The 21,342-nt window shown below is 45.8% G+C and carries 21 protein-coding genes; 5 read left to right on the forward strand and 16 right to left on the reverse strand.

Annotated elements, in window-relative coordinates; all coding sequences use genetic code 11:
* Positions 1-36: 36 nt before the first annotated feature.
* The gene (gene mazG / locus ABUE20_RS02455; RefSeq protein ID WP_408618518.1) at positions 37-831 is read right to left on the reverse strand and encodes a nucleoside triphosphate pyrophosphohydrolase; all 795 of its coding nucleotides are present in this window, start codon (positions 829-831) and stop codon (positions 37-39) included.
* Positions 832-981: 150 nt separating this feature from the next.
* Here mazG and ABUE20_RS02460 point away from each other — a divergent pair, with 150 nt between their 5' ends.
* Positions 982-2,490, forward strand: coding sequence for a glycoside hydrolase family 28 protein (locus tag ABUE20_RS02460; RefSeq protein ID WP_408618242.1), 1,509 nt, complete (start codon positions 982-984; stop codon positions 2,488-2,490).
* 26 nt (positions 2,491-2,516) lie between these two features.
* Here the strand turns inward: ABUE20_RS02460 and relA are convergent, their stop codons facing one another.
* Together relA and rlmD are read right to left on the reverse strand one after the other, a co-directional pair.
* Positions 2,517-4,742, reverse strand: coding sequence for a GTP diphosphokinase (gene relA / locus ABUE20_RS02465; protein WP_408618243.1), 2,226 nt, complete (start codon positions 4,740-4,742; stop codon positions 2,517-2,519).
* A gap of 15 nt (positions 4,743-4,757) precedes the next feature.
* Positions 4,758-6,059, reverse strand: a complete 1,302-nt coding sequence (gene rlmD / locus ABUE20_RS02470) for a 23S rRNA (uracil(1939)-C(5))-methyltransferase RlmD (RefSeq protein WP_408618244.1) — start codon at positions 6,057-6,059, stop codon at positions 4,758-4,760.
* Positions 6,060-6,152: 93 nt separating this feature from the next.
* On the opposite strand from rlmD, the gene barA reads away from it, so the two are divergent.
* Complete coding sequence (barA, locus tag ABUE20_RS02475) at positions 6,153-8,960, forward strand: two-component sensor histidine kinase BarA (RefSeq protein ID WP_408618245.1); 2,808 nt, start codon at positions 6,153-6,155, stop codon at positions 8,958-8,960.
* 171 nt (positions 8,961-9,131) lie between these two features.
* Here the strand turns inward: barA and ABUE20_RS02480 are convergent, their stop codons facing one another.
* From ABUE20_RS02480 to rpoE, 11 genes are all read right to left on the reverse strand, one after another.
* Positions 9,132-9,428 (reverse strand): hypothetical protein, encoded by a 297-nt coding sequence (locus ABUE20_RS02480; RefSeq protein WP_408618246.1) that lies wholly within the window; start codon positions 9,426-9,428, stop codon positions 9,132-9,134.
* A 23-nt stretch (positions 9,429-9,451) separates the two neighbouring features.
* Positions 9,452-9,829, reverse strand: a complete 378-nt coding sequence (acpS, locus tag ABUE20_RS02485) for a holo-ACP synthase (protein ID WP_408618247.1) — start codon at positions 9,827-9,829, stop codon at positions 9,452-9,454.
* 33 nt (positions 9,830-9,862) lie between these two features.
* Positions 9,863-10,561, reverse strand: coding sequence for a DNA repair protein RecO (gene recO, locus ABUE20_RS02490; protein WP_408618248.1), 699 nt, complete (start codon positions 10,559-10,561; stop codon positions 9,863-9,865).
* Positions 10,562-10,564: 3 nt separating this feature from the next.
* Positions 10,565-11,485, reverse strand: a complete 921-nt coding sequence (gene era / locus ABUE20_RS02495; RefSeq protein WP_408618249.1) for a GTPase Era — start codon at positions 11,483-11,485, stop codon at positions 10,565-10,567.
* On the reverse strand, positions 11,482-12,156 hold the full coding sequence (gene rnc, locus ABUE20_RS02500; RefSeq protein WP_408618250.1) for a ribonuclease III: 675 nt from the start codon (positions 12,154-12,156) through the stop codon (positions 11,482-11,484). The genes era and rnc overlap by 4 nt, the downstream gene beginning before the upstream one ends.
* Positions 12,156-13,067 (reverse strand): signal peptidase I, encoded by a 912-nt coding sequence (gene lepB / locus ABUE20_RS02505; protein WP_408618251.1) that lies wholly within the window; start codon positions 13,065-13,067, stop codon positions 12,156-12,158. Before lepB ends, rnc begins: the two co-directional genes overlap by 1 nt.
* A 2-nt stretch (positions 13,068-13,069) precedes the next feature.
* The gene (gene lepA, locus ABUE20_RS02510; protein ID WP_408618252.1) at positions 13,070-14,863 is read right to left on the reverse strand and encodes a translation elongation factor 4; all 1,794 of its coding nucleotides are present in this window, start codon (positions 14,861-14,863) and stop codon (positions 13,070-13,072) included.
* 88 nt (positions 14,864-14,951) lie between these two features.
* On the reverse strand, positions 14,952-15,404 hold the full coding sequence (locus ABUE20_RS02515) for a SoxR reducing system RseC family protein (protein WP_408618253.1): 453 nt from the start codon (positions 15,402-15,404) through the stop codon (positions 14,952-14,954).
* Complete coding sequence (locus ABUE20_RS02520) at positions 15,397-16,431, reverse strand: MucB/RseB C-terminal domain-containing protein (protein ID WP_408618254.1); 1,035 nt, start codon at positions 16,429-16,431, stop codon at positions 15,397-15,399. Before ABUE20_RS02520 ends, ABUE20_RS02515 begins: the two co-directional genes overlap by 8 nt.
* Before the next feature lie 14 nt (positions 16,432-16,445).
* Entirely contained in the window at positions 16,446-17,000 is a 555-nt protein-coding gene (locus ABUE20_RS02525; protein ID WP_408618255.1) for a sigma-E factor negative regulatory protein, read from the reverse strand.
* 12 nt (positions 17,001-17,012) lie between these two features.
* Complete coding sequence (gene rpoE / locus ABUE20_RS02530) at positions 17,013-17,597, reverse strand: RNA polymerase sigma factor RpoE (RefSeq protein ID WP_408618256.1); 585 nt, start codon at positions 17,595-17,597, stop codon at positions 17,013-17,015.
* Between the two features lie 181 nt (positions 17,598-17,778).
* On the opposite strand from rpoE, the gene nadB reads away from it, so the two are divergent.
* On the forward strand, positions 17,779-19,401 hold the full coding sequence (nadB, locus tag ABUE20_RS02535) for an L-aspartate oxidase (protein WP_408618257.1): 1,623 nt from the start codon (positions 17,779-17,781) through the stop codon (positions 19,399-19,401).
* Here the strand turns inward: nadB and ABUE20_RS02540 are convergent.
* Positions 19,372-19,758 (reverse strand): protein YgfX, encoded by a 387-nt coding sequence (locus tag ABUE20_RS02540; protein ID WP_408618258.1) that lies wholly within the window; start codon positions 19,756-19,758, stop codon positions 19,372-19,374. The two genes, nadB and ABUE20_RS02540, sit on opposite strands and share 30 nt — an antisense overlap.
* Positions 19,724-19,975 (reverse strand): FAD assembly factor SdhE, encoded by a 252-nt coding sequence (locus ABUE20_RS02545; protein ID WP_408618259.1) that lies wholly within the window; start codon positions 19,973-19,975, stop codon positions 19,724-19,726. Before ABUE20_RS02545 ends, ABUE20_RS02540 begins: the two co-directional genes overlap by 35 nt.
* 144 nt (positions 19,976-20,119) lie before the next feature.
* Between ABUE20_RS02545 and ygfZ the strand changes: the two genes are divergently transcribed.
* Together ygfZ and ABUE20_RS02555 are read left to right on the forward strand one after the other, a co-directional pair.
* Entirely contained in the window at positions 20,120-21,082 is a 963-nt protein-coding gene (gene ygfZ, locus ABUE20_RS02550) for a tRNA-modifying protein YgfZ (protein ID WP_408618260.1), read from the forward strand.
* 21 nt (positions 21,083-21,103) lie between these two features.
* Complete coding sequence (locus tag ABUE20_RS02555) at positions 21,104-21,298, forward strand: DUF1289 domain-containing protein (protein ID WP_408618261.1); 195 nt, start codon at positions 21,104-21,106, stop codon at positions 21,296-21,298.
* The last annotated feature ends 44 nt before the right edge of the window (positions 21,299-21,342 follow it).

Here is a 21,342-nt window from a genome sequence, read left to right on the forward strand (position 1 = left end):
TTTTTTAGACCAGATACGTTTTAAACCAATCCGCTTCTAGCCTTGCTTTTCTGTGAGTTTGACCTGTTTCCAAGCGGCTTCCAAGGTCTCGCTATCACATTCAGCAACCGATTTACCTTGTTGTTTGATCCCCTGTTCTAGTGCTCTAAAGCGCCGTTCAAATTTCTCATTGGCCTGACGTAGTAGGCTTTCACTATCAAACTTATGCTTGCGAGCCAAATTAACACAGCTAAACATCAGATCACCGATCTCTTCAGCCAGAGCGTCCCGACGCCCCAATTGCTGTTCAACTTTTACTTCTTCTAACTCTTCGGCTACTTTCTCGATGACCTGTTCCGCATGCTCCCAATCAAAACCGACATTGGCACAACGCTTCTGTAACTTTTGTGCCCGACTCAATGCTGGCAAACTCAGTGGCACATCATCCAGCACACTCACAGCAGCTTTTAACTGGCGTTCTTTAGCTTTTTCAGCTTCCCAGTTTGCAGTCAACGCGGCTTCAGAATGAAAAGACTGCTCACCAAAGACATGGGGATGACGGCGAATTAATTTTTCACAAATACCTTCAATGATTGAAGAAAAATCAAACAACTGTTGTTCTTTACCCAATTGCGCATAGAACACCACTTGAAACAATAAATCGCCGAGTTCCAAACGTAAATCGGCATAATCTCTCAATCGAATCGCTTCAGCGACTTCATACACTTCTTCAATCGAACAAGGCACCACCGAATCAAACGTCTGTTTGCGATCCCAAGGACAGCCCATTTCAGGGTCTCGAAGCTTTTGCATGATCGCTAGAAGTGAATCGAGGGTATAAGGAGCAGACAAGTCAGACATAACAGTTCTCAACTTTTAACCGAATAATTGCCATCCATCATCAAGCTTTATGAACTAAACCACAAAATAATCACGCATTAAAATTTAATATGAAACGGCTTTTTAAAAAAGGATGGTTATATTCAACTCTGAGGATATCTTATGCGTTTCAATCATCATACCCCGTCACCTTCATCTGAACAATGTGCCGATCCATTAAAACGAAGGTCCTTAAAAGCAGGTCTACTCGGAATTACTGGACTTGCAATTGGCTCTGCTCTTCCCAGTGTGAGTTTAGCCAAGGCCCCTGATGTCAACAGCAATACCCCATCCAAAAGTGCTGCCGGTAGTAATCTGATGCATTGGGATGAGCCCACTTACCAAGCCATTCTGAGTCGTATCAAAGCGCCTCAATTTCCCAATAAAGATTTTAATATCACCGACTACGGTGCTAAAGCCAACCAAGACATCACTAAAGCGGTGGCAAAAGCGATCCAGGCTTGTCATAACGCCGGTGGAGGTCGTGTTGTCATTCCCGCGGGGACTTATCACACAGGCGCGATTCATCTGCTCAGTAACGTCAACCTATATATCGCCAAAAACGCCACACTACTGTTCTCAACCGATCAAAAAGATTATCCAAACGTTCTGACTCGTTTCGAAGGTACAGAGTTGATTAATAGCTCTCCGCTCATTTACGCCTATAAGCAAACCAATATTGCAGTGACCGGTGAAGGCACTGTCGATGGTCAAGCCTCAACAGCCAACTGGTGGGCATGGAAAGATAAATCCAAACCCAAACCCTATGGACAAGATGCTGATGCCAATAAATTGTTGGAAATGGCCGACTCAGATGTTCCCGTAAAAGATCGGGTCTTTGGCCGTGGTCACCATCTGCGTCCCTGCTTTATCGAGCCACATACGTCCAGCAATATTCTGATTGAAGGCATTACCATTAAAAATTCGCCGATGTGGGAGATCCATCCAACCCTGTCACAAAATATCACCATCCGTAACGTCACCATCGAATCACATGGCCCAAATAACGATGGTTGCGATCCAGAATGCTGTAAAGATGTGCTGATCGAAGGCTGTAAATTCAATACTGGAGATGACTGTATCGCGATTAAATCGGGTAAAAACCATGATGGTCGCCGCGTCAACCAACCTTCCGATGGAATTATCATTCGCAACTGTAAAATGCTCGATGGCCATGGCGGCGTTGTTATGGGCAGTGAATGTTCCGGCCATATCCGACATGTATTCATCGAAGACTGTGATATGAGTAGTAAAAACCTGCAACGGGCACTACGCTTTAAAGATAATGCCGTGCGAGGAGGCCACATCGAGCATATTTATATGCGTAACACCCATGTGGGGACCGTGCTGGAATCTTTCCTAACAATTGATCTGCATTATGCGGAAGGGGCCAATGGGAAATTTATGCCCGTGATCCAAGATATTCATATAACGGGAATTCAAAGTGATAACAGCCCACGGATCATGTTCATTGTGTCATTTGAAGGTGCGGTACTCGATCAAATCCACTTTGAAGACTGCCACTTCAAAAATACCGAGTTCAGTGACGTCATCGACGTTTCCGGTGAGATCACCATGAAAAACGTGCAGGCGATCCCGAAAACAATGACCAAATCCCTCGGGACCATCTAACCGTTCTCGTCCTGTAAGCCCGCCCGTTAATGCAGTCGGCGGGCATCCAAAATACCAGGCAATTGATTGACTTTTCCCAGCACCCGAGAAAGCGTATCCAAATTATAGACTTCGACCTCAATATCCATCGTTGCAGTTTGTGTTTTAAGATCGGAGCGAGTATTCATCCCCAGCACATTTACTTTATCATTCGCTAACACAGTCGTAATATCTCGTAGCAAGCCACTGCGATCATTGGCCATGACACGAATGGTAAGCGAATATCCCCCTGAGTAATTTTCGCCCCAAATGGCGTCAATCACCCGTTCCGGAGACCGCATTTTTAGCTCTTTTAACTGCTCGCAGTTTTCGCTATGGATACTGATCCCCCGCCCTTGAGTAATAAACCCTTGGATTTTATCCCCAGGGATCGGCTGACAACAGCGAGCAATGTGGGTCAGTAAGTTGCCTACGCCTTCGACCACAATATGATCTTTGGCCTGCGCTTTTTTCGCCTGATGCTTCGCCTGAGCCGAATTTTTCTCCAACTGTTCCAGCGCCTGACGATCTTCTTCTTCCGCCGAAGGCTGATGCAACTGAGCTTGCAAATGATTAATTAGCTGATTGATACGAACGTCACCGGCACCGATCGCGGCCAACAGATCATCATGCGATTGAACATTGAAACGTTCAATACACGGATCAACATCCGCCATCTTCAAGCCATGACGAGCCAGCTCCGTATCGAGGATCTCTTTACCTGCAATAATGTTTTTATCGCGATCCTGTTTTTTAAACCACGTTGAAATCTTACTGCGAGCCCGAGATGTTTTCACATACCCTAAATTGGGGTTGAGCCAGTCACGACTCGGATTGGGTTCTTTCTGAGTAATAATTTCAATCTGTTCACCGGTTTGTAGCTGGTAAGTAAACGGTACGATTCGCCCCCCAATTTTGGCGCCAATACACCGATGTCCCACCAAACTATGAACGTAATAGGCAAAATCCAGAGGCGTGGAGCCCGCAGGCAGATCCACGATTTCCCCCTTCGGAGTAAAAACGTAGACCCGATCATCGAAGACCTGCGAGCGCAGTTCATCCATCATCGTGCCATTTTCAGTCATATCTTCCTGCCATTTCAGCAGTTTTCGCAGCCAAGCGATCTTATCTTCATAATCGTTCTTCGCTGTGCTGGTATTTCCCTCTTTATACTTCCAGTGAGCCGCGACCCCCAGTTCCGCATCATCATGCATCTTCCGAGTACGGATCTGGATCTCAACCGTTTTTCCAGCTGGACCCATCACCACGGTGTGAATAGACTGATATCCATTGGGCTTAGGGTTAGCAACGTAGTCATCAAATTCGCTCGGCAGGTGGTGCCACAAAGTATGCACAACACCTAAAGCACCATAGCAATCCTGTAGCCGTTCGGCGATAATCCGCACCGCCCGCACATCAAATAACTCATCAAACGCCAAATGCTTTTTCTGCATTTTTCGCCAGATACTATAAATATGCTTTGGACGACCATACACTTCGGCGCGGATCTCCGACGCTTTCATCTCTTTAGATAACGTCGCTACAAAATCCTCGATATATTTTTCTCGATCGAGGCGTTTTTCATCCAACTGTTTCGCTATCTGTTTATAGGTATCCGGATGCTGATAACGGAACATTAAATCTTCCAGTTCCCATTTGAGCTGCCCGATCCCAAGCCGGTTTGCCAACGGAGCATAGATATCTTGGCTCTCTTTGGCCGCGACCACTCGCACATCTTCCGGAGCATCTTTAACGCTGCGCAAATAGCAGATCCGTTCGGCAATTTTAATCACAATGGCGCGGACATCACCGACCATGGCCAACAACATCCGGCGCACATTATCGATCTGGATGGGGGACAGCTCAGCTGTTTCGCTGCGCAAATCATGGATAGCATCCATCTGCCCTACTTTACCCTGCAATTCGATCACTTCCGGACGAAACCGCTCAGCCAGTTGCTCATCATTAAACAAATGACGCTGCGCAAATGGAAACACCAGTGCCGCTTCCAGGGTCGTAATATCCATATTCAGCGTGATCAGAATTTCCACCATCTCCTTGCCTTTGTTCAGGCAATTTTGGATCGTCTGTTTATCCTCATCCAACTGACGAAACGATTCACAGATCGCCAATAAAGCCTGCCGCTCACCAAAAGCAATATTCAGCGTTTCCGCCCATTCATGCTCGTTGGTCAACAACTCTTTATTGATGTGTGTTTCGCGGATAGAAACCATAAAATACCCTTTTACTTAAGCAACCGTAAATAATACTGCTGTTTCAACATGACTGGTCTGGGCAAACATATCAATCAAAGCCCATCGCTTAAACTGATATCCTGCACTGTATAACTGTGCAATATCCCGAGCCATCGTTGCCGGATCACAAGCAATATATACTACGGCTTTCGGACGGGCCTTCGCAACCAACCCTAATGCGGTTTTTGCACCAGCTCTCGCAGGATCGAGTAGAACTTTATCAATCTGGGTCAAATGCTGCCTTAAAGCCGCCGGGTCATTTAAATCACCACTAACGGCTTCCACATTATTTAGACCATTGGCTTGAGCATTCTGTTGGACTTTGACTGCCATCGATGCCACACCTTCAATAGCGGTTACATGAGCAGCCCGTTTTGCCAAAGGCAGCGTAAAATTACCAATGCCACTATACAAATCCAGAATTCGCTCTTGCGGCTGTGGGTCCAGCCAGTCCGTCGCCAGAGCAACCAGTTGTTGATTCAGCGAGGCATTAACCTGAATAAAATCTCCCGGTTCGAACTGGAGCGACACATCATCCACCTCATAGTAACAATGCTCACCTTGTAACCACTGCCGGTTTATTCCATCATCCATAACCAAACTGATATTCTGGCTGACGGCAAAATTCACTAATTGTTCAATCAATGGTGTCGTAAGTGGATGAGTCACTCGAACCAAGACCACCCGTTTGGGTAATGCATCGATCAACTCGACATGCCCTAATCCGGCGGCACGAGGCCACTGCCGAAATAACTGTTGTAAAGGCGCAATCAGGGCACTTAAAGATTGATTTAATGTATCGCAATGTTGAACCGTCACCAGCTGTTTTGATTTGGCCATACGAAACCCCAACAACCATCCTTGTTGACGCTCATACCAAGTTGCCAGCCGACAACAACGGCGATAGTTCCAAGCTGCCTCCGTAATCAGCATCGGTTCAGGAAGATCCGTATAGCCACTCAACTGTTCAATCAATTTTTGAACTTCAGTTCGTTTAAAGCTAATTTGCTGATCTGACGTTAATATTTGTGACTGACATCCGCCACACTCCTGAAAATACTCACATCGAGGCTGAATACGCAAAGAGCCGGCCTGCAACACCTTGATTAATTGCCCCTGATGATTCGATAACGGTTTGATCCGTACGCGTTCACCGGGAAGTACCCGCTCGACAAAAAATGTATTTTGCTGATGATGAACAATGCCACATAGCTTATGATCCATACCAGAAACAACACTATCAAATACCGGCTGTGTTTTTTTAGCCGCTGTTTTTGCCTTATAAAATTGAACCATGAGATCTCTACAGATGTCGGTGCATACCAATTACTGGGCGGTTATGTCATCATATCCCAGTCGATTAAAGCTATTCTCCCATAAGATAAGATTATGACCAAATACGGACTCAGAGCACGTGTTTATATCCTGACAATTTTGCCAACACTACTTATTGGAGGGTTGCTTGCCAGCTATTTTAGCTTTAATCGGAACCAACAGTTGGAACAATTTGCCATTCAGCAAGGGATTGATGTCATCGAACCCTTGGCGATCGCCAGTGAATTTGGGCTATCCCGGCACAGCCGGGAACGAGTCAAACAAGTGATTAGTATCAGTCACCGCAAGCAATCCCCCCAAATCCATAGCATCGCTGTTTTTGATGATACCAACCAACTATTTGTCACTAGCAATTACCACAGTAATCTACGTCTGCTTCAGGTTCCCCAAGGGCGACCACTGCCGACGATTACTGAAATTATCGAACATCCTGATTATATTATTGTCCGGGCCCCTATTTGGGCTGATGGTGAAGATAGTTTCAGTAGTTATACCAATGCTCGCCCCGAACTCCTCGGCTATATTGCACTGCGACTGGATAAAGAACGGGCCCTACTTTTACAGTTCAGAGATACCACCATCGCGGTATTTATCGTCATCTTTGGCTTATTTCTCAGTGTTCTATTTTCGTATCAGCTCGTCAGGAATGTGACTCGCCCAATTGGGAATATGGTTCGGGTTGTCGATCGCATTCGTCAGGGACGACTGGATGCCCGGGTCGATAACAGTGAATACCCCGGAGAACTGGAAATGTTAAAACGGGGGATTAATGCAATGGCTAAATCCCTGGCTGAATATCATGAAGAGATGCACCAGAGTATCGATCAAGCAACCAGTGATCTGCGTGAAACCTTAGAACAGATTGAAATTCAAAATATTGATTTGGATATCGCTAAAAAAGAAGCGCAGCAAGCTGCTCGCGTCAAATCTGAATTCTTGGCCAATATGAGCCATGAACTGCGAACTCCACTCAACGGGGTATTGGGATTCGCTCGTCAGCTCCAGAAAACTCCTTTAAATCGAGAACAACGAGATTTCCTACAAACCATCGAAAACTCAGCCACCAACCTGCTCTCGATCATCAACGACATCCTTGATTTTTCAAAACTGGAAGCCGGTCAACTCAGTCTGGAACGCATTGCATTTCATCTCTTTGATACCACGACCGAAGTCGTAACACTGCTGGCACATACAGCCCATGACAAACATCTGGAGCTGGTGCTGGATATTGATCCTTCACTGCCTTCAGGGATTTACGGTGATCCACTTCGCTACCAGCAAGTCCTCACTAATCTCATCGGCAATGCACTAAAATTCACAACCAAGGGCTCAGTTGAAGTTCACCTAAGTGCACATCCCGATAGCCAAGATCGACAACTCATCCTACAAATATCCATCAAAGATACCGGGATCGGGATCCCCAAAGATCAACAAAAAATTCTGTTCCAGGCTTTCCGACAGGCGGATACCAGTATCAGTCGCCAATATGGCGGAACTGGTTTAGGACTTGTGATCACCCGCCGCTTGATCCAACAAATGGGTGGCGATATCACGCTCGAATCAGAACCGGGACAAGGTTCTGTTTTCTCATTTACTATTACTTGTGAAATTGCCGATTTAACACTCGGTGATCCATTACCGCTCGATGCTATTGCCCATCAAACGCTCTACTTGTTCGAACCTATGGAAAAAACTCGGCAGAGCTTGGAAAACATCTTCCGGCGCTGGCCACTGCAGTTAGTCAGCTTTGACAGCTTTCAGGCCTTGAAAACAACACTGCAACAGCAAAATAACCCTCATTCCATTAGTGTATTACTGGGAGCCACATTCCAACAATCACAAGAAGAGCTACAGCAACAAGTTCAGGAAGTTGCCCCCTTAACGCATAATTTATTAATCGCTGTTCTCAGCCATGATCCCCAGTTTGTCACTGCATTGCTGCAATCAGGTGCCACCCATTGTTTAGTTAAACCAATCCAATATCGTAAATTGGCCGAACAGCTCAGTAATCAAACCCAGCAGGCTGAACCCGAATTATCCGAGCGGGCTCGACCAGATTGTCATCAGCTCAACGTGCTAGCGGTCGATGACAACCCAGCGAATTTAAAATTAATTACCACGATGCTCTATGATCTGGTCACTGGCGTAGACGGTTGTATGAGCGGAACCGAAGCACTGGAGAAAATTGCTCAACATCATTACGATCTAATTTTTATGGATATTCAAATGCCGGGGATGGATGGCATCAGCACCAGCGCCGCCATTAAACAATCCTATCCAGATTTTAAAGCCCCCATTGTAGCCGTAACCGCGCATGCTAGTCCTGGAGATAAAGAACGGTTGCTCAAAGAAGGATTGGACGATTATATGTCTAAACCTATCGATGAAACCGAACTCGTTAAAGTCATCGAGCGCTGTTGCCCTGACGCGATCAAAATCAGTTCGAAAAACAGACCAAAACTCTCGCCAGAAGCGATTAAACTCGCTGAAAAAGTATTTACATCCAGCCCCGTTTATAATTGGAATTTAGCATTAGAACGCTCAGGAAAACGTCAAGCTCTCGCGGAAGAAATGCTCAAAATGCTGAAAGATTCACTCCCCGGGACCCGGCAGAAAATCGAACAAGCTTTAGCCGGAAAACTTCCCGCTGACGATTTAGAAAAAGTGATTCATAAATTTCACGGAGGGTGTGCCTATACCGGAGCGAAGCAGTTGCAAACGGTGGCAAAACAGATCGAAACAGCCTTAAGACAGGGGCAAAATTGTACTGATGTTGAACCGGAATTACTGGAATTACTGGACGAAATGCATCAACTTGAAATGTTTGATAGCACACCGCCTTGGAAACAATTTCCCATTTAAAGTGCTATCGCACGAACAAGACCATTGCAGCGCTGATCTCCAGCGATGCATATGGCAATGGAATTGCTGCTGGCATAACGCCCAGCAGCTTTATACGCAACGAATCGCTAACCGGTTACTCATATTAGACAATCGCAGATATCCGGAAATCGATGTTTTTTGGTTTATCACTTATTTATTTTGATAAGGTTCTTCTAAAAATTTGCCTGCGAGAACCAATCCCCGGTTACGGGAACAAAACCAATTGTAAAAAGGATACCCCAATAAGCCGAAGGCGCCCATGATCACCGCATTACTAAAGGGTGAAATGATAGCGGATACAATCGCCTGGCTGATAGCAATAGGCCCACCTAAAATCGCCCATACCAATGTAAAAACACCGATCACAACCCCGATCCCAAAACCGACTAACGCCAGAAGTTTCACTAAACTCATCAAATTTAACTGAACTCGATACTGAGATATCACCCGGTTACTCCATTTCGTTTAAGTTAACATGTACTTCGCTCACCAATGACCGTGGCAAGAGCATAATTTCGTTCATCACTAATCGATAAAAACCAATGATCAATGGCTTTTTCAGCAGCAATTTGAGCGGCTTTTCCGGTTAATGTTAAATACGGTTTTCCTGCCGCATCATTCCGTACAATAAAATCCTGAAACGTGACCCCCTGAGCGATACCCGTTCCTAGCGCTTTAGCGGCGGCCTCTTTCGCTGCAAACCGCTTGGCTAAAAAGCGTACAGGTTGCGGATGCGATTGCCAACAGAGAAACTCATCTTCAGCCAATATCCGCTGTGCCAAACGTACCGATGATTTTACAATACGATCAATCTGAATAATATCCGTCCCTAATCCGACTACCGCCATCCTCGCCACTCCTGATACCACACGATCCCAATCCTATGATTCATCATGATGCATCCTTCTATCCGTCATGGCTCGATGCTGCAACAACAACTCCCGGCTTTGCAATACACGCCCCGACAGTAAATCATCCAAGATTTCCCGGCACAACCGTTTTGCCCAATGACACTGCTGCTCGTCATTGGCATCAAAGTGACTCAGTTGCTGTAAAATATATCCGGGATATCCTGTAGCCGCCGCACGATTTTCAATCCACCCCTCTCCGGAAACAAAACAATAATAGGCATCGGTATGAATATCTACATCCTGAGGTAAAGCATATCCTAGAGCCGTCAATAAGCTCAATTCAAACTGCCGCAAAATAGCAGCACTCGATTGTTCACCGCGGGCCAATGCCAATAATGCTGACTGGTATTTTTGATAAAGTAAAGGGAACGCCTCGGCCTCAGGCAGCAAATGATAAAGCAGTTCATTTACATAAAAACCGCAGTAGAGTGCTTCACCTGAAAGTGGAAATGCAATCGATTCCGCTTCAACCTGAGTGAGGGTTTTTAGGGATGAACGTCCCTTTATTTCAATCAACAAAGGGACGAAAGGTTGCAGAATACCTTGGTCACTGGCTTTGACTCTAACAACGGCACTCATCTTGCCAAATTGCCAGCTTAACACCTGAATAAGCGCACTGGATTCTCGATAGGGCCGGCGATGAAGCACAAATGCGGGAGTCAGTGCCATAAGTTATAACGGATCATCTCCATAACCGAGACTACGCAACGCCCGGTCATCATCCGCCCATCCTGATTTGACTTTCACCCAGATTTCCAGAAAAACTTTATTATCGAATAAACGTTCCATATCCAATCGCGCTTCCCGGCCAATGACTTTCAGCTTTTCACCTTTATTGCCAATAATCATTTTTTTCTGACCCGAACGCTCAACTAGAATCAGCGCATTAATTTGATACACTCCATTTTCCTGCATCCGGAATTGCTCAATTTCGACCGTTGTCGAATAGGGAAGCTCCTGACCGGTAAAGCGCATCAGTTTTTCTCGGATGATTTCAGATGCCATAAACCGGGAAGAACGATCCGTAATGTAATCTTCAGGAAAGAAAAATACATTATCCGGTAATGACTGCTGCGCCCATTCAATTAATTTTTCTACATTATTGCCGTGTTTAGCACTCATGGGCAGAATTTGAAAAAAATCCGCTTTTTTAGCTAAAACCTGCAGATGAGGCAACAATACAGCATCCCGATCCACAATATTATCGACTTTATTGACCGCAAGCACGACCGGGGCTTTCACATGGCGCAGCTTATTGAGCACCATTTCATCATCCGCAGTCCAACGCGTTCCATCCACCACAAAGATCACCATCGAAACATCCGCTAACGAACTACTCGCCGCACGGTTCATTAAACGGTTAATCGCCCGCTGCTCTTCGATATGTAATCCCGGTGTATCAATGAAAATAGTCTGATATTGATCTTCGGTATGGATCCCCAGAATACGGTGCCGGGTTGTCTGCGGCTTTTTCGAGGTAATACTGACTTTTTGCCCCAATAATCGGTTCAATAGCGTTGATTTACCAACATTAGGCCGGCCAACAATCGCAACAAACCCACAGTGAGTACCATAAGTCGGGACATCATTCATGCCTTAAATTCCTCAAGTATGCGACGCGCCGCGTCTTGCTCCGCTTTTCGGCGGCTGGTTCCGGTCCCTTGAATAGGCTGATCGATCAGCTCTACTTTACAGCTTACCGTAAATTGCTGGTTATGCGCTTCACCGTGAACTTCTACGACATCATACTCCGGAAGCGGTAACTTCTGCCCTTGCAGATACTCCTGCAAACGTGTCTTCGGATCTTTTTGATCATTACCCGGTTTAATGGTCGACAAGCGACTCTCATACCATTTTAGCAGCAACGGTTGAATAACATCTCGACCACTATCTAAATAAATCGCTCCGATAATCGCCTCGACCGCATCCGCTAAGATCGATTCACGGCGAAACCCTCCACTTTTGAGTTCTCCCGGGCCTAAATAAAGATAATCCCCCAACTGAAACTCACGACCAAATTCAGCCAATGTTTTCCCTTTGACTAAGGTGGCCCGCATCCGCGACAAATCACCTTCCGGAGATTGTGGGAACTGCTGATACAACGCATCAGCAATCACCCAACTTAAAATCGCATCCCCTAAAAATTCAAGTCGCTCATTATGATGAGCATTAGCACTACGATGTGTTAGTGCCTGAGTTAACAACTGATGATTTTTAAATGTATATCCTAATGATCGTTGTAAGCGATCGATTCCTTCAACCATTAATGAATGGCTCCAATTCGATTAAAGCGTACACCCGACGGGATCCAACTAGGCAACCGCGAGTTAGGCTCATGATTAAATTCAAAACTAATCCATATAGCAACGGCTCGGCCAACTAGATTATGGGTGGGTACAAATCCCCAATAACGGCTATCCGCACTATTATCCCGATTATCCCCCATCACAAAATATTCGCCATCGGGAACAATAAATTCATCCGGTTCAGTACCAGGTTGTTGATAATAATAATTGACCCGGTCATCCAGTGCCGGATTGACTAAAATATGATGCTGTACTTTTCCTAACTGTTCCTGATAACTATCCAATGGATAAGGCCCCATATGGAAAGTACCACTACCTAAGTATTTCTCAGGAACGGGAGTCGCAGCGGGACACTCCGAAGATTCACATTTAGGCTGAATAAACAACTGCTTATTGCGATAAATCACCCGATCTCCCGGCAATCCGACCACTCGTTTAATGTAATCAACTTTCGGATTATGAGGATACTTAAACACCACAATATCCCCTCGCTTAGGATGACCCGTCGGAATGATCGTGTCATTGAAGATCGGATCTTTTAAGCCATAAGCAAATTTTTCAACCAAAATAAAATCACCCACCAGCAACGTTGGCATCATCGACCCTGAAGGGATCTGAAACGGCTCATACACAAATGATCGTAAAATCAAAACAAACGCTAAGACCGGAAACACTGAGCGACAGTTTTCAATCCACCCCGGCTGTTTAAATGCTTCCGTGGCACTTTCAGGAAGCTCTCCATCGACAGCCCCCTTAGCAAGTTTTAAAGCATCCTGCCGACGCTTTGACCAAAGGAAACGATCTAACAACCAGATCACACCGGTAAAGAGTGTGACGATCACCAAAACGATAGAGAAATAAGCAGCCATGTTTAATCCTTACCAATATGAAGAATGGCAAGGAAAGCTTCCTGAGGAACTTCAACATTGCCGACCTGTTTCATACGTTTTTTACCTTCTTTCTGTTTCGCTAATAGTTTTTTCTTACGACTCACATCGCCACCATAGCATTTGGCCAACACATTCTTACGCAGCTGTTTGACCGTACTCCGGGCAATAATATGGTTACCAATAGCGGCCTGAATCGCAATATCAAACATCTGCCGAGGAATGAGCTCTTTCATTTTTTCGACCACTTCCCGTCCCCGATATGCCGCATTGTCACGGTGAGTAATCAAGGCTAACGCATCAACCCGATCACTATTGATTAAAATATCTACCCGCACCATATCCGAGGCTTCAAAACGTTTGAAGTTATAATCGAGTGATGCATAACCACGACTGGTCGATTTAAGCCGGTCAAAGAAATCCAGGACCACTTCCGCCATCGGAATTTCATAGGTCAGTGCGACCTGATTTCCGTGATAGGCCATATTGGTTTGAAGCCCTCGTTTTTCGACGCAAAGTGTAATGACATTGCCTAAATATTCTTTCGGAACCAAAATGTTAACTTCAGCAATGGGCTCTCGAATTTCTTCAATATTATTGATCGGAGGTAACTTAGCCGGACTATCCACAAACTCGGTAGTCCCATTGGTATTCAATATCTCATAGACTACGGTCGGGGCAGTGGTAATCAAATCCAGATCATATTCACGCTCAAGGCGCTCCTGAATGATCTCCATGTGCAATAAGCCCAAGAAACCACAGCGGAAACCAAATCCTAAAGCAGCCGATGTTTCAGGCTCATAAAACAGCGAAGAATCATTTAGGCTCAATTTACCTAATGCATCCCGAAACGCTTCATAATCATCGGAACTGACTGGAAACAATCCGGCATAAACTTGAGGTTTAACCTTTTTAAATCCAGGTAAGGGTCGATCGGTTGGATTTCTAGCCAGTGTCAGCGTATCCCCCACGGGAGCTCCGTGAACTTCTTTGATCCCGGCGATAACAAATCCAACTTCACCCGCGCGCAACACCCCGGTTTCAGTCAATTTAGGGGTGAAAATCCCTACTTTATCAATAATGTGCGTTTGACCCGTCGACATCACTTTCATTTTGTCTCCAGAGCGAACGACACCATTTTTAACCCGGACTAATGAAACGACACCCTGATAATTATCAAACCAAGAATCAACGATCAGCGCCTGCAGTGGTTCATCATCGTTTCCTTGCGGAGGCGGGATCTGTTTCACGATCGCTTCCAGAACATCTTCGATACCGATGCCGGTTTTAGCAGAGCAATGCGTGGCATCCATTGCATCAATCCCAACGATATCTTCAATTTCCTGCGCTACCCGCAAAGGATCCGCTTGAGGCAAATCGATTTTATTCAGAACTGGAATGACTTCCAAATCCATATCAATTGCGGTATAGCAGTTCGCCAACGTCTGAGCTTCCACACCTTGTGCAGCATCGACCACCAACAGCGCCCCTTCACAGGCCGCTAACGAGCGCGATACTTCATAAGAGAAGTCTACATGCCCCGGGGTATCAATAAAGTTCAGTTGATAAGTCTCACCATCTTTAGCGAGGTAATTTAAAGTCACACTCTGCGCTTTAATAGTAATGCCCCGTTCACGCTCAAGATCCATCGAATCGAGCACTTGGGCTTCCATCTCACGATCTGTTAATCCTCCACAATGCTGGATTAGTCGATCCGACAAAGTCGATTTGCCATGATCAATATGGGCGATAATTGAAAAGTTACGGATGTGCTTCATATAGATTTGGGCTTTGCTCAAAGTTGACAAAATTCAAAGAATGGGAATTTTACTCGATTTAACGGGGTAAGGCTATTAATCCACTAAATTACTGGCTCACGGATAGCATCACTGGCTGATAATCATTTTTTTTCTCTAACCGTTTGGCCCAAAATCGAGCTCCCAGAAACCCGATAGCGCCACCAATCACACACCCGGACAAAGCCACGCTATCGGCAGAACCGAATAAACTGACGGCAACGGCCACCCCAAACATCATCACGACCAATGGCAATAAATAAACCAACACCGCGCTATGCACAACGCTCTGAGCCGGCAAACCGATTTCGATTCGCTGACCCGGTAACACCGGATGTTTTAACTTCACCTGAAAACGATTCGTATGAGGCTTAAATGCCTTAGCAATGGAAGAATTCCCACAATTGTCAGCAGCATGACAACTGCCGCAGGCACTACGACTAATACATTCAACAATTGCAAAATCACCTTTTACATCAATAACTTGTGCAACTTCAGTTACCATATTCTTCTGATTACTCATGGCTTTTCTCCTCAGGATTATGACCAATATCAGGCAAGATCCTGACCGATTCAGCAATCAGACTAGCCGTATGCGGCGGAATTTCACCAACAACCGTAATTTCCAAACCATCGCGTTCAATAGAATGCAGCGATGTCGCCCCCAAACGGACCAATTCACCATTCAGAGTCGTGTTTTCTGTGACAGGATTGACATACACCGAAACATCAAAAATACCATCGCTTAATTTAGCGTAATTCACAGATTGCTTGGTAATGGCAAGCTGATGTTGATCCTGTGAAACCAATGTCATTCCTTGCGGTTTCCAATCAAACTGCCAAGATACCGACGATTTAGGCGATTCACTTTGCGAAACGGGAGGAAACGTAATATTGAGCAGCTGCTTCATCCAATCGGTAGGTTGATCATAGGTCAGGATCCCGACCACCATGAGTTGTTCCACTAAATTGCCATGTCGGTCAACAGTATCAACCCGCAGGGGTAACGCCGTTTCTTGATCTTGCCACAAATACAAACCATAAAGCCCTTCATGGCGAGGAACAATCCGAATGACTTGGGCTGGACGACCCGCGATCCGACTTTTCCCAGCGACCAAAACATCGTAATTTTCTTCTAACTGGGTCAGTGAAATATCCGATAACGTTTCAAAAACACCGGGAAGATGCTTGGCCTTAATCGAATAAGGCGTTCGTCCAAACTGATAAAAAGCCACCGTATCGCCCCGACGCACCGTCTCTCTAGAGGGCCCATTCAGATAAATCCGATGAACCACTTCTTCAGATCCTATTTTGGCATGAAACAAGCGAATGGGTTCCACAGCCCCCTGCCGCACGCGGATATAGGAGAGCTCATAATTCAGGTTGTGATAAGCCACTTGCATATTCTGCATCAGTTGCATGGGATCAGGCAGTGATGATGGCTCGACAACAGGCTGTTGCTGGGAAGATGGAGAAGGACTACTAGGTGCTGATAAAGCGGTTTGGCCCATCGTGAGCAACAGACCTAAACCCGCTATCCAATAACGCATATGAACTCGATTAACTACGGTTGCTCACGCTGTTGCTGTTGATGATCCTGAAGGTAAGCAGCGATTTCTTTACGCTGATTGAGCCATTGCTCTTCAGTCATCGACTTTTCACGCGTGAGGTGAGTTTGTAAACTAACGGGTGATACTGTACCACCAACCGGAACGGTGTTAAATACAGGGAGTGGTTGCTGCGAGTCACTCTGGGAAGCTGACTGACTCTGATAAGTTTGCACCCCGATGATAGCCATCACAGCCACCGATGCAGCAATCGCATATTGCCCGACAGAATGTAACCATTTCGAACGGTGTTTGGAACGTTGAGGCAGTGCCACAACATTATTGTCTTTCACACCACTCTGGTGAGGCGCTTCAGCTTCAAGAGCCAGAGCAATGCGATCAGAAAGATCGATATCCAGTGTTTTTGCAACTTCACCACGCATCACGTCACCATACAATTGATAACGTTGCCACTGACCTCGAGCATTTCCATCACTCTTTAAAGAGTTTAGCATCGCTTCATCCGTCAATTCATTATCAATCAACGCCGAAATCTGCTCATTCCTCATCATAAAAATTCCCTATTATTCACGGTTCAGCAATGGCTGAACGCGTTTATCAATCGCATCACGAGCCCGAAAAATTCTCGAACGAACGGTTCCAACCGGACAAGCCATTACCTCTGCTATCTCATCATAGCTCATTCCTTCGATCTCGCGTAACGTAATCGCCGTACGCAACTCATCAGGTAATGACTCTATTGTCTCAAACACAACTTTCCGAATCTCGTCAGTTAGCAATAAGGCTTCTGGTGTTGAGCTTTCATGCATCACATCAGCGCCATCATAAAATTCGGCATCCTCCACATCAATATCATTGGCCGGAGGTCTGCGCCCTTGTGCAACAAGATAATTTTTGGCTGTATTGACAGCAATCCGATACAACCAGGTATAAAAAGCACTATCCCCTCTAAAACTGGGGAGTGCCCGATAAGCTTTAATAAAAGCTTCCTGACTAATATCAGCAATATCTCCAGGATTGTTCACATATTTCGCCACAAGTCCCGCGACTTTATGCTGATATTTATCCACCAGTAGATTAAACGCCTGTTTATCCCCCTGCTGAATTTTTTCAACCAATACCTGGTCGGTCCACTGTTGCTGTTTCATCCTGCGCGGCCTGCCTTCGGAAATTGTTCACCGAGACAAATCCGGCGCTTACATTTGCTAAGACTACAGTTATCCAAAAAAGTTCTCTTCTTATTGTTTAATTTATATTAAGCCGTGTCTTCTCAAAGCTTATCGAGTACACTGATCGAACCACTTGTAGACACGCTACTCTAGCATAACCATGAATTATTCTTGTGATGTTCTTGTCATCGGCAGTGGTGCTGCAGGACTAACATTGGCCCTCCACCTCGCTGATCATGCCAAAATTCACGTATTGAGCAAAGGCCCTCTCAAGGAAGGATCAACATATTACGCTCAAGGCGGCATTGCCGCAGTATATGATCAAAACGATACCATTGATTCCCATGTAAAAGATACCTTGATCGCCGGAGATGGGCTCTGTGATGAACCTACCGTCCGTTTTGTTTCTGAACATAGTAAGCAGTGCATCGACTGGTTAATTCAATCCGGTGTTCCTTTTGACCAGATTGATACCGATTCCGACGAAGTCCGCTATCATATGACCCGAGAAGGCGGACATAGCACCCGGCGGATTTTACATGCAGCCGATGCAACAGGTAAAGCGGTTGAAACCACATTAGTCAGTCAAGTACTGACGCACCCCAACATTACTTTGCACGAACATTTAAACGCCATCGATCTCATTACCCGGGATCGTAATGGACAGCGCGAGGTCATCGGCGCTTATGTCTGGAATCGAAACCGGGAACATGTTGAAACTTTTGCGGCTAAGTTTGTCGTACTGGCCACGGGTGGATCTAGTAAAGTTTATCAATATACCAGCAATCCAGATATTGCCAGTGGCGATGGGGTTGCCATGGCTTGGCGAGCCGGTTGTCGGGTTGGAAATATGGAATTCAATCAATTTCATCCGACCTGCCTTTATCATCCGCAAGCCCGTAATTTTCTGCTTACCGAAGCACTCCGGGGTGAAGGAGCACTACTCAAACGCCCTGATGGCAGTCGATTTATGCCCGATTATGATAGTCGTGGGGAACTAGCACCACGAGACGTCGTTGCCAGAGCCATTGATCACGAGATGAAACGATTAGGAGCTGATTGCATGTTCCTCGATATCAGTCATCGGGATGATAAATTTATTGAGCATCACTTCCCTACTATCTTTGAAAAACTCTTAGGCTTAGGGATTGATATTCGTAAAGAACCGATTCCCGTGGTCCCCGCCGCACACTATAGCTGTGGGGGTGTGGTTACTGATCATCATGCACGCACCGATATCAAAGCCCTCTATGCCGTTGGGGAAGTCGCTTATACCGGTTTACATGGTGCAAACCGGATGGCCAGTAATTCACTGCTGGAATGCTTGGTCTTTGGGCAGGCTGCTGCCAAAGATATTCATTCACAACTCAAGCAAAGACAAATCGTCAGCGATATTCCTCCATGGGATGAAAGCCAGGTCACAAGCTCGGATGAAGAAGTGATTATCACGCATAACTGGCATGAATTGCGGCTCTTTATGTGGGATTACGTCGGGATTGTCCGCACCACCAAACGATTGGAACGGGCCATGCACCGGATCCAGATGTTGAAACAGGAAGTTCATGACTACTACGCTAATTTCAGAGTCAGTAACAACTTACTAGAACTGCGAAACCTGTTGCAAATTGCCGAGTTGATCGTCCGCTGTGCTATGGAACGAAAAGAAAGCCGGGGACTGCATTACACCCTTGATTATCCAAATAAGCAGGAAAATCCACAACCGACAATTCTAACACCGGAACCGAAACCCAGTTTAGCGTCGACACTGCACAAGCAGGCATAATTGACGGTAATTTGGCTGGGGCAGCATATCAGACATCAGCATGAGACGTTGAACATGCTCATGGCCTGTTAGCTCCAGCCAACAAAAACCAATGCCGATCTTGGAACGAGCCCCAATCTGATAACGCTGCTGATGCCATTCTACACGCGATCCTTTGAGATACAGAGTTGGATGATGACACAAGCTCATCTGTGACAAAAACACCCAGCACATCCCCCACAAAACCCATAGAGAAATCGACGAGGCACTCAGCCACAGCATAATGGCAAATACAATGGCGGAACATTGAATTTGCAGGACAGTCCGCCAACTACGACGGCATTCAAGCCGCTGGTTGATTGTGACTAAGGATAACATGAACCATTCGGTCCAATTGTGGATCAGGACACTGACGATGCCCCATAAACCAGTTGAATAAATCGGGATCGTCACATTCTAACAAACGCTGGAATAACGACTGGTCTGTTTCACTCAGTTGCTCATAGTGTTCCTGAACAAAAGGCTGTAAGAGAACATCCAGTTCCAACATGCCCCGACGGCATGCCCATAAAAGTCGAGATTTTGACTGCATCATGATCCATGATTCCTATAATAAAGATCGCACAACGGTTAGTTTAACAGCTAAACCTATCGTCAGCGGCTGACAAATATCACAGAGCAAGATAACATCACCTAGGGCAGCGACCCAAATAAAAATCATTCAATCTGGAGTAGCAACGTGGAACTGGATAAATTATGTACGTTTCCCAATTTAGTGATCGATAACTTAAGTGAATGGTCACTCACTCGATTATCTGGTCCAGATCGGCAAACCTACTTGCAAGGGCAATATACAGCCGAAATCAATGGCCTGGCTAAAGGTCAGTCGACACTCAGTGGACATTGTGATCCAACCGGAAAGCTATGGTCCGTATTACGGATTATCAATACCGGTAGCTGGTTATGGTTATTTCAACCCGGCAGTGCGGCAACAACAGAGCTCACCGAATTAAAAAAATATAGTGTCTTCTCCAAAGTAACGATCGAAGATGAATCCGAATATCAAACTCTAGCTGTGATTGGCAAAGAAGCGGAATCATTCATCGAACAGCAGTTTGGGGCGGTTATCGCCCGACAAGGTGGATTGCTCGAAAATGGCGGCTATTGTTATCGCTATCCGAATCAGCCCATGCGTTATCTACTCATCGTCACAGTATCCGAAGCTGCTCAATTGCGACAAACTGAATCTGAACACAATGATGTCAATGCCCTTTGGGAAGGATTAAATATTGTCGCCGGGCTGCCTCATATTTCACAGGCGACAACTCATCAATTTATCCCCCAGGCACTCAATTTGCAGTTATTGGATGCGATCAGCTTTGCTAAGGGATGCTATACCGGTCAGGAGGTGGTAGCCCGAGCTAAATATCGGGGAACCAATAAGAGAGCCACACTTCGCTTTGTCGGAACCTCAACGGCGAAAATTGAAAGTGGCCAAGATTTGGAAATGCAACTCGGTGAACATTGGCGACGCTGTGGTACGATTTTGCAATGCTTCCGGCAACCAGATGGCTATACTGAAGTACTAGCTGTTGTTCGTAGTGATAGTGAGCCCGATGGTCACTATCGGCTTCAGGAACAACCTGAGAGTCAATTAACCTTGGCCCATCTGCCTTACTCAGTAGAGCTGGCAAATTTATAATCTTTTGATTCAGGAGGGAGCATGTCTATTCAATCACCTTGTATTCGTCATTGTACCCTCTCTGAACACGACATCTGCTTAGGCTGCTTTCGCAGTTTAGATGAAATATTACAGTGGCGCAGTCTCTCAGATGAGCAGCGCCAGCAAGTCCTTCAACACTGCGCTTCCCGCCAAAAAAAATATCTGGAACGAATTCTGCATTCTTCTTCGTCATGACGGTTTTTTGCCACTCGGGCAAAATAGTAGTAATGGTGATGGGA

It is taken from the genome of Celerinatantimonas marina (assembly GCF_046054165.1).
In the GTDB taxonomy this organism is placed as follows: domain Bacteria; phylum Pseudomonadota; class Gammaproteobacteria; order Enterobacterales; family Celerinatantimonadaceae; genus Celerinatantimonas.